Origin of the sequence: Pseudoalteromonas sp. Isolate6, from assembly GCF_022398435.1 — a bacterium.
Lineage (GTDB): Bacteria > Pseudomonadota > Gammaproteobacteria > Enterobacterales > Alteromonadaceae > Pseudoalteromonas > Pseudoalteromonas galatheae.
Window position 1 is genome coordinate 1 of sequence record NZ_JAKEVK010000208.1, and the last position, 7,828, is coordinate 7,828.

Genomic DNA, 7,828 nt, shown 5'->3' on the forward strand with positions numbered 1-7,828 from the left:
ATGTGGAATAGTGGAATTTATATCTAATACTGTGTAGGCTAACTTTGAAATCAACTTTAAAGGCAAAATAATGACAAATTTCTTTCAACTAATCGTTCTCGTGGTGGTACTGGTCTCTTCATAGAGTTCAGCGGGGAGCTATTACTTGAAAGAAATACTCAAACCCCGCAACCAGCGGGGTTTTTTTTTGGATTTTAGAAATATAACAGGCACGCACAGTCAACGAGGAATGAGGTAATGGCAGAGCAATACAACGGCTCCGAGCTAGTAGTAAAAGCATTGAGCGCACTAAAAGTAAAATACATATTTGGCTACCCTGGAGGGTCGGTTCTTGATCTTTATGATGCGTTGTTTCAGCAATCAGATATTGAGCATATCTTGGTTAGGCATGAGCAAGCAGCAACTCACATGGCAGACGGTTATGCCAGAGCAACGGGAGATGTAGGTGTTGTCCTTGCGACCAGTGGCCCAGGTGCTACTAACTGTATTACAGGGATCGCGACGGCCTATATGGATTCAATCCCAATGGTCGTACTTTCAGGGCAAGTACCTTCAAACCTAATCGGCGATGATGCATTTCAAGAGACGGATATCGTTGGTTGCTCTCGTCCTATCGTTAAACACAGTTTTAACTGCCGGGACGCGACAAAAATCCCAGAAGTGTTAGCTAAGGCATTTTATCTAGCCAACTCTGGTAGACCGGGACCAGTTGTGGTTGAGTTGCCAAAAGATATTTTGAACCCTGCGCTTAAATTCGATTACCAGATGCCTGAACAGATTGATATGCGTACTTACAACCCGAGTGTAAAGGGGCATTCCAAGCAGATCCGCAAAGCGGTTGAAGCCATTATTGAAGCGAAGCGTTTGGTTATCTATTCTGGCGGCGGCATCATTCTTTCGAATACCTCAGAAAAACTAACTGAGCTGGTTGAGAAACTAAACGCGCCTATCACCAATACTCTAATGGGTCTTGGTGGGATCAGTGGCACACATCCTAATTTTATTGGCATGTTAGGTATGCACGGTAGTCTTGAAGCGAATAAGGCGATGGCGAATGCCGATGTTATCTTAGCGTTAGGTGCGCGTTTTGATGACCGTGTGACTAATAATGTTAAGAAGTTTTGTCCGGATGCCAAAATTGTTCACGTTGATGTGGATCCAACTTCAATTTCTAAGACCATTCAAGCGCATATTCCAGTTGTGGGCTGCTTAGATACGGTGATGGAGCAATTGCTACGCGGTATCGAAAAAAGCGAGAAGCGCATCGACCGCGCTGCACAAGAAGATTGGTGGCAAGCAATTACCACATGGCGTGCTCAGAAATGCTTGTCGTTTACTGCGGGTGTAGAAAAAATTAAGCCGCAAACGGTTATTGAAAAGCTATACCAAATGACCAGCGGTGACGCCTATGTTTGCTCGGATGTAGGACAACACCAGATGTTTGCAGCGCAATACTATCCGTTTAAATCACCTCGTCAATGGATTAATTCAGGCGGCCTTGGCACCATGGGATTTGGTTTACCCGCTGCGATGGGCGTAAAAATGGCATTCCCGCAAAGTGAAGTATTGTGCGTAACTGGAGACGGCTCTATCCAAATGAATATTCAGGAGCTTTCAACCTGTTTGCAATACGGCCTTGCTGTCAAAGTCATCTCATTAAACAACCGCTCGCTTGGCATGGTACGCCAGTGGCAAGACATGATGTATGAGGGACGCCACGCGAGTTCTTACATGGAGTCACTGCCTGATTTTGTCGCGCTTGCAGAGAGTTATGGTCACATCGGAATTCGGGTTGATAAGCCTGAGCAACTTGATGCGGCACTGGAAAAAGCAATGTCGATTAAAGACCGACTTGTATTTTTAGATATTTTGGTTGATGAGTCTGAACATGTGTATCCAATGCAAATTAAGCAAGGTGCGATAGACGAGATGTGGTTGAAAAAAGGAGTAAAGGCATAATGAGAAGAATACTATCGATTTTATTAGAGAATGAACCAGGCTCTCTTTCTCGTATTGTGGGTTTATTTTCTCAACGTGCTTACAACATTGACAGCTTAACAGTGGGTACAACCGCAGACAAAACGCTATCTCGTATTACCATCACGACCCAAGGCGATGACCGCATTGTTGAACAAATCACCAAGCAAGTTAACAAGTTGGTGGATGTGCTTAAGGTTATTGATCTAACCGACATGCAGCACATTGAAAGAGAGCTGCTATTGGTAAAAGTCTATGCCAGAGACGAAGTAACACGAGCCGCTATCAATCGTGTTGCCGAGGTGTTTCAAGCCAGCATTATAGATATGGGCAAACAAAGCTATATATTACAGATGGTAAGCTCAGCCGACCGCCTTGAGTCTTTCTTGGATCTATTACGTCACGAAAGCGACATTATTGAACTTGTGCGCTCTGGCGCGGTAGGTATTGGCCGTGGTGACAAAGCGCTGAAAGGATAAAACCACTTACCTTTTAGCTGTTTCTGTTATCCTTTTGGGCGGGTGAGCACGTTGTATTACGTACAACCCGCTTCAGCTATTTTGCATGTTAGCTTCGATTTACTCTCATTAGGTTACTGGCTATAATCTCGTTTTTATCAAGTTAGATTATACACATGGAACTCGAACGCTTCTGGCAGCTTGTCACCGCCCCCGATCATTCAAACGATAATGAATATTTAAAAACGCGTTTATCACCGCTAAGTTCAGAAGAAATTGCTCAGTTCGATGCATTATATACCAAAGAACTAAGAGCACTGTGGCATTGGGATAACTGGAAAGTGGCCTACGTGATTGCAGGCTGTAATAGCGAATATGACTTCTTAGATTTTTGTAATTGGATCATCAGTCGCGGCCCTGAAGCGGTAAGCGTACTCACTGCGGAACCAGACGAATTAGCTAATAAGTTTGCTATACCAAATAAAGACGACCTGCCCTACCCGTTTATTGACGAATTAGATTTAGTTGCAGGGTTGCTTTTTGAAGAAAAAAATCAAGACGAACTCCCGTATCACAGTGTCGTGAACTTTCCGCCGCAAGGAAAAAAGTTTAAAAATAAACCAAAACAGTTAAAGGCTGAATTACCTCAACTTTTTGGCCAATATTGGCTTGGATAAGGTTTAGTTTATTGTTTTATATGATGGGTTTTGGTTGTTCTAGAGTTAGACGCCGAAACTCATTATTACCATCGCAAAATGTCACCGCTCCAGATGCCTATCAATCCTTCGCGCTAACTTACCAAAATGACTTTGCTAAAAACGCAACCTCTTGTTAGGTCTTAAGCAGTGGAATACTATGTTTATTCCCTATATCGAAAACGAAAAGAATAATGAACTTAAACACTGAATCTTTTCTTCCTCTCTGTCTATTTCTTAATTTTTTGAGTGAAAAACACCTAAGTTGAAGTTGCGATTTTTTGCCCGTATTTCGAGTAATGAAAAGCTTATACATGAATTTCTTGGCTGGTGGCCATATATGATTGCTGGCATTAACAACTTCCGCCACCTCCACCATCCCCTCCTGAATTGCCGGAAAAGCCAAAGTACACGTTCGAGCTATCTGAAGTTCATATTACCTCGTCTTGCTAGTACTGCCCATTTGTACGAACCATTTCATTAGCGTACACAGGCTCGCCATTATATTCAGTGAGAAATTCATCAGACACTTCGAATCCGTATGCCTTGTATAACTCCTTTGCAGGCTCATTTGTCTTGGCGACAAAAAGGTTCGCCTTGCCGCATATTTGAGACAAAAGGAATTCAAGTATTTTTCTTCCGACTCCGTTTCCTCTAGCACTAGGGCAAACAAATAGTGCCCTAATCTCTGACCCAAATATTGCTCCAAACCCAAGAATATTCCCATCATCAAAAACGTATATCTTTGATTCCCTAAGCGCAGACAATCTCTTTTTATCATTCTCTAGAGGCAAGAGCTTAAATGCTTTCTTCTCAAAACGAAGCTCATCTAGCTTAGATTTTGAATAGATTTCCAAAACTCTTGGGTAATCGTTCTCGTTGAACTCTCGAATATTCATGAGATGCTAGCTCTTATCAATTTTAAATATATCCATTGTACGTTGTAGCGTATCGCTGTTTAGTTTCATATCTTTAAACAATTCATTTAACGCTTTCGACGTATCTAATTCATGGTTTGCGGCTTCTAATACGGCAGCGGTATTTTGTGAGATATCGGCGGCGACTTCTGATTGTTCGCTGGCTGCCGTAGCAACCGAGGTTGTTAGTTTTTCTACATGTGTACTGTGTTCGTTTACTCTGAGCGATACTTTACGCGTTTCTTCTACTTCGTTCATGGTATTTTGTGTGAGCAGTGTGTTTTCTCTGATTGATTTAACAACGCTTTGGCTTATTTCTGACAAGCTAAGTAGTAGCGTGGAAATTTGCTCTGAAGATTGTTTACTGTTGTTTGCAAGTCCTCGGACTTCATCGGCCACAACTGCAAAGCCGCGGCCATGCTCGCCGGCTCGGGCTGCTTCTATTGCGGCATTGAGTGCTAGCAGGTTCGTTTGCTCAGCGACACTGCGAATTGAATCCAAGATAGTATTTATCTCAGACACCTGCTTTTCCATACTGGCAGCCATCTCGTCGACGACGTTCATATTCGTCGAAAGTGTTCTCATGGTATCTAAGTTCTTTTGATTGTCTGCAAGTAATTGCTGTGATTCGATATTAAGTTGGTCGCTGGCATCCAGTGTGTCTTGCGCAAGTTTTGCGATTTCTTGGCTTGTTGTGGCCATTTCTTCTATTGCAACGGCAATAGAAGATGCCATCCCTTGGGTTTTTTGTGCATCCTCATTGACATTAGAGGCTGCTAAATGCATTTTTTCGCCAAGCCTTGTACCTACCTGTACCGAATTTGCCAGGCCAACCATTAAATCTTTAAAAGCATAAATCGTATTGTAAATTGATTCAGAGATTTGCCCAAGCTCGTCGCGAGTGTTTAGGCGCATATCTAAAGTCAAATCGCCCTCTTCCGCTACGCGTTTTAATATGCTCGTTAATTGTGAAAGTTCTGAGCGTAGTGAGTGAATAAGGTGAAGGTTGATCAGCGCGATAAAGGCGAGTACTACGACAAAAAGCGCAAACATAAGTATGCTATCAAATGCTATATCTGATTTGTTCTTTTGACTGTCTTCAATTGTCATTTCCCAAACGGAATCGAGCTTGGCCTTGAACTTACCGATTAAACTCGTCGCTGCAGAGAACCACTCGGCACTTGAAGGTAAGCGGTTAAAGTCAATTTCTCCTTGGCTTTCAAGAGTATCAAGTATTCGATTAAACGCTTTTGCCTCGCTTGAAGATAAAATAGTTTGTATATTGCTTTGGCCTGTACCTTCTAGGGCGGTCTCCAGTTGATGCAATGACATCTCTAGCTGTTGGCGATAGTATTTTATATCGTCTTTGAGGGTGTTTGACATTACTTTTTTCGCAAGCACACCATTGACCTTGCCCCGGAGCTGACCAAGGCGCTCTTTGCTTTGGGCGATAAGAAAAGCAATAGAAAGATCAGAAGATAAGGTTCGATCTGATACATAGGCCTGAATCTTTGCCGCCGTATCCAAAGAAACCTGATTGAGTTTGCTGTAGTAAGCAAAGGCATTGCCGCCGTTTTTCCTGTCTACTTCACTCCTTACCTTTTGCTTTTCGGTCTCCACTTCAAAAATATACGGTAACCATTTTTGCACGTTTTTATCTTTTAGAAACTGCGAATTGTTAATTGACTTTAACGTGGATATCGTTTGATCAGCAATTTCGCGTTGCAGGCTTACTTTCGTTTTATTTTCGCTACTTGGATCACCAAGGAAACCAGCTGTTAAACCACGTTCTACCGCGTGGTGGTGCGCCACTTTTTCTATGGCGTCGAGTAAAACGACGTAATTGATATTTTGTTCAGCGGCGTTGTACTCTTTCCAATTATTCAAAACGTTTTTGCCCACCAAAAATAGTAAAAATGCCAGCAGCGATATAGAGCTTATCATCGTTAGCTGCATAATTGAGAATCTTTTCAAAATACCCATTCGTCTCTCCGTAGTGCGAGCGTAGATTATTGTTTAATCAACATAACTATAGTTCAACAAAATTAAGATGAGATATTTTGTAACAAACATCATGATTGATTTAGTTTTTCTAGGCTGTAAGGATATGATGAATGTTGTCTAAAGTAGTTTTTCTGAAAGCGAATGGTAACGCAGTGTTATTACCTTCTTGGTGCTGATAATGGTATTGGCACCAAAAAATAAACAGATAAATGTATGAAAGGATTTATCAAACTAATATTGGTGCGCTTATCCCATTGAAGTCTTATGCAGTCGTATTTACGTGTCAAGGTATAGTGTACGACCTTTACTCAAAAGGTGACAATCGTTATGAAGTAAGGTTTGAACGTGAGCCTGGTTTCGACCTTGAGCCTGTTGTTATCTATCCAGAACAGCACTACATTTTGGCTACAGTTTTAGATGCCATGATGGTGAGAGTGGAAACGCCTTAATCGGTCTTACAAAAGTCATCGATAAAAAAACAAAAGGGCGCCGACGGCGCCTTTAGAAATTAACCTGTAATGATCCTCAACATTCTACGAAGTGGCTCTGCAGCCCCCCATAAAAGTTGGTCACCAACGGTAAATGCACTGATATATTTTTCACCCATAGTGAGCTTTCTTATTCTGCCGACAGGAATACTCAGTGTGCCAGTAACATTAACTGGAGTTAGTTCTTTTGCAGTAATATCACGCTCATTTGGAATAACGCGCACCCATTCATTATGTGCTGCTAGAATTGCTTCTATTTCTTCGACACTTCGATTTTCACGTAACTTGATGGTGAGCGCTTGTGAATGACAGCGCATGGCGCCAATTCTTACACACAATCCGTCGATAGGAATGGGTTGCTTTGATGAGCCAAGGATTTTGTTTGCTTCTACTTGTGCTTTCCACTCTTCTTTACTTTGACCAGATGGCATTGGAACGTCAATCCATGGAATTAAGCTGCCAGCCAAGGGCACACCAAATTGATCTTGTGGTAAAGATTCATCTTTGATTTTTTCTGCCACAAGCTTATCAATTTCTAAGATGGCCGAACTTGGGTCGTCTAGTTGTGCTTTAACAGAGTTGTGGATCTCACCCATTTGAGTGATGAGTTCACGCATATTTCTTGCGCCTGCACCTGATGCCGCTTGATAGGTCATTGGGCTCACCCACTCTATTAAGTCTTGCTCGAATAAACCACCAAGCGCAAGTAGCATAAGAGAAACCGTGCAGTTACCACCGACAAAGGTTTTTACGCCTTGTTCAAGACCTTGTTGAATGACATCGTTATTGACAGGATCAAGCACAATAATACTGTCTTTTTCCATTCTTAGTGCAGAGGCAGCATCTACCCAATAGCCTTCCCAGCCCTGTTCACGCAATGAAGGATATACAGATTTGGTATAATCTCCGCCTTGGCAGGAGATGATAATATCCATTTCGCTAAGCGATTGAATGTCGCTTGCGTCTTGAAGCGGCTTTGGCTCACCACCACCTTTAACAACGGGACCAAGTTGACCTGCTTGTGAGGTAGTAAAGAAGTGTGGATCAATGACATCAAAGTCATTTTCTTGCTGCATACGCTCCATTAGCACGGAGCCAACCATTCCACGCCAGCCGACGAGTCCTACTTTTTTCATGATATGTGCCTTAATTTTGGTTATACGGTTCATTGCGTGAGTCGTATGTCTAGATGGCTACCTTAGCAAAAGAATACGCGATGGACTAGCTAGAAGTTAGGATTTTAAAATAAAAAACCCCGCATGGCGGGGTTTGGATACAACATGTAAAGG

At 42.3% G+C, this 7,828-nt stretch carries 7 protein-coding genes; 4 read left to right on the forward strand and 3 right to left on the reverse strand.

Annotated features, from left to right (window positions below):
• Nucleotides 1-237 precede the first annotated feature (237 nt).
• The 3 genes from L1D50_RS19420 to L1D50_RS19430 all read left to right on the forward strand — a co-directional run bounded on the left by L1D50_RS19420 (nucleotide 238) and on the right by L1D50_RS19430 (nucleotide 3,112).
• Nucleotides 238-1,959, forward strand: coding sequence for an acetolactate synthase 3 large subunit (locus tag L1D50_RS19420; RefSeq protein WP_010605491.1), 1,722 nt, complete (start codon nucleotides 238-240; stop codon nucleotides 1,957-1,959).
• On the forward strand, nucleotides 1,959-2,456 hold the full coding sequence (gene ilvN / locus L1D50_RS19425; protein ID WP_010377111.1) for an acetolactate synthase small subunit: 498 nt from the start codon (nucleotides 1,959-1,961) through the stop codon (nucleotides 2,454-2,456). The genes L1D50_RS19420 and ilvN overlap by 1 nt, the downstream gene beginning before the upstream one ends.
• 155 nt (nucleotides 2,457-2,611) lie before the next feature.
• Nucleotides 2,612-3,112 carry a DUF4240 domain-containing protein gene (locus L1D50_RS19430; RefSeq protein WP_010377109.1) on the forward strand — a complete coding sequence of 167 codons (501 nt, stop codon included), beginning with the start codon at nucleotides 2,612-2,614 and terminating at the stop codon, nucleotides 3,110-3,112.
• A 467-nt stretch (nucleotides 3,113-3,579) separates the two neighbouring features.
• Here the strand turns inward: L1D50_RS19430 and L1D50_RS19435 are convergent, their stop codons facing one another.
• Both L1D50_RS19435 and L1D50_RS19440 read right to left on the reverse strand, forming a co-directional pair.
• The gene (locus L1D50_RS19435) at nucleotides 3,580-4,029 is read right to left on the reverse strand and encodes a GNAT family N-acetyltransferase (protein ID WP_128727093.1); all 450 of its coding nucleotides are present in this window, start codon (nucleotides 4,027-4,029) and stop codon (nucleotides 3,580-3,582) included.
• Between the two features lie 6 nt (nucleotides 4,030-4,035).
• Complete coding sequence (locus L1D50_RS19440; RefSeq protein WP_239966634.1) at nucleotides 4,036-6,030, reverse strand: methyl-accepting chemotaxis protein; 1,995 nt, start codon at nucleotides 6,028-6,030, stop codon at nucleotides 4,036-4,038.
• Nucleotides 6,031-6,260: 230 nt separating this feature from the next.
• Between L1D50_RS19440 and L1D50_RS19445 the strand changes: the two genes are divergently transcribed.
• The gene (locus tag L1D50_RS19445) at nucleotides 6,261-6,500 is read left to right on the forward strand and encodes a hypothetical protein (RefSeq protein ID WP_235956691.1); all 240 of its coding nucleotides are present in this window, start codon (nucleotides 6,261-6,263) and stop codon (nucleotides 6,498-6,500) included.
• Between the two features lie 59 nt (nucleotides 6,501-6,559).
• Here the strand turns inward: L1D50_RS19445 and asd are convergent, their stop codons facing one another.
• A complete protein-coding gene (gene asd, locus L1D50_RS19450) occupies nucleotides 6,560-7,675 on the reverse strand; it encodes an aspartate-semialdehyde dehydrogenase (protein WP_239966635.1) in 1,116 nt (371 codons plus the stop codon).
• Nucleotides 7,676-7,828: the final 153 nt, after the last annotated feature.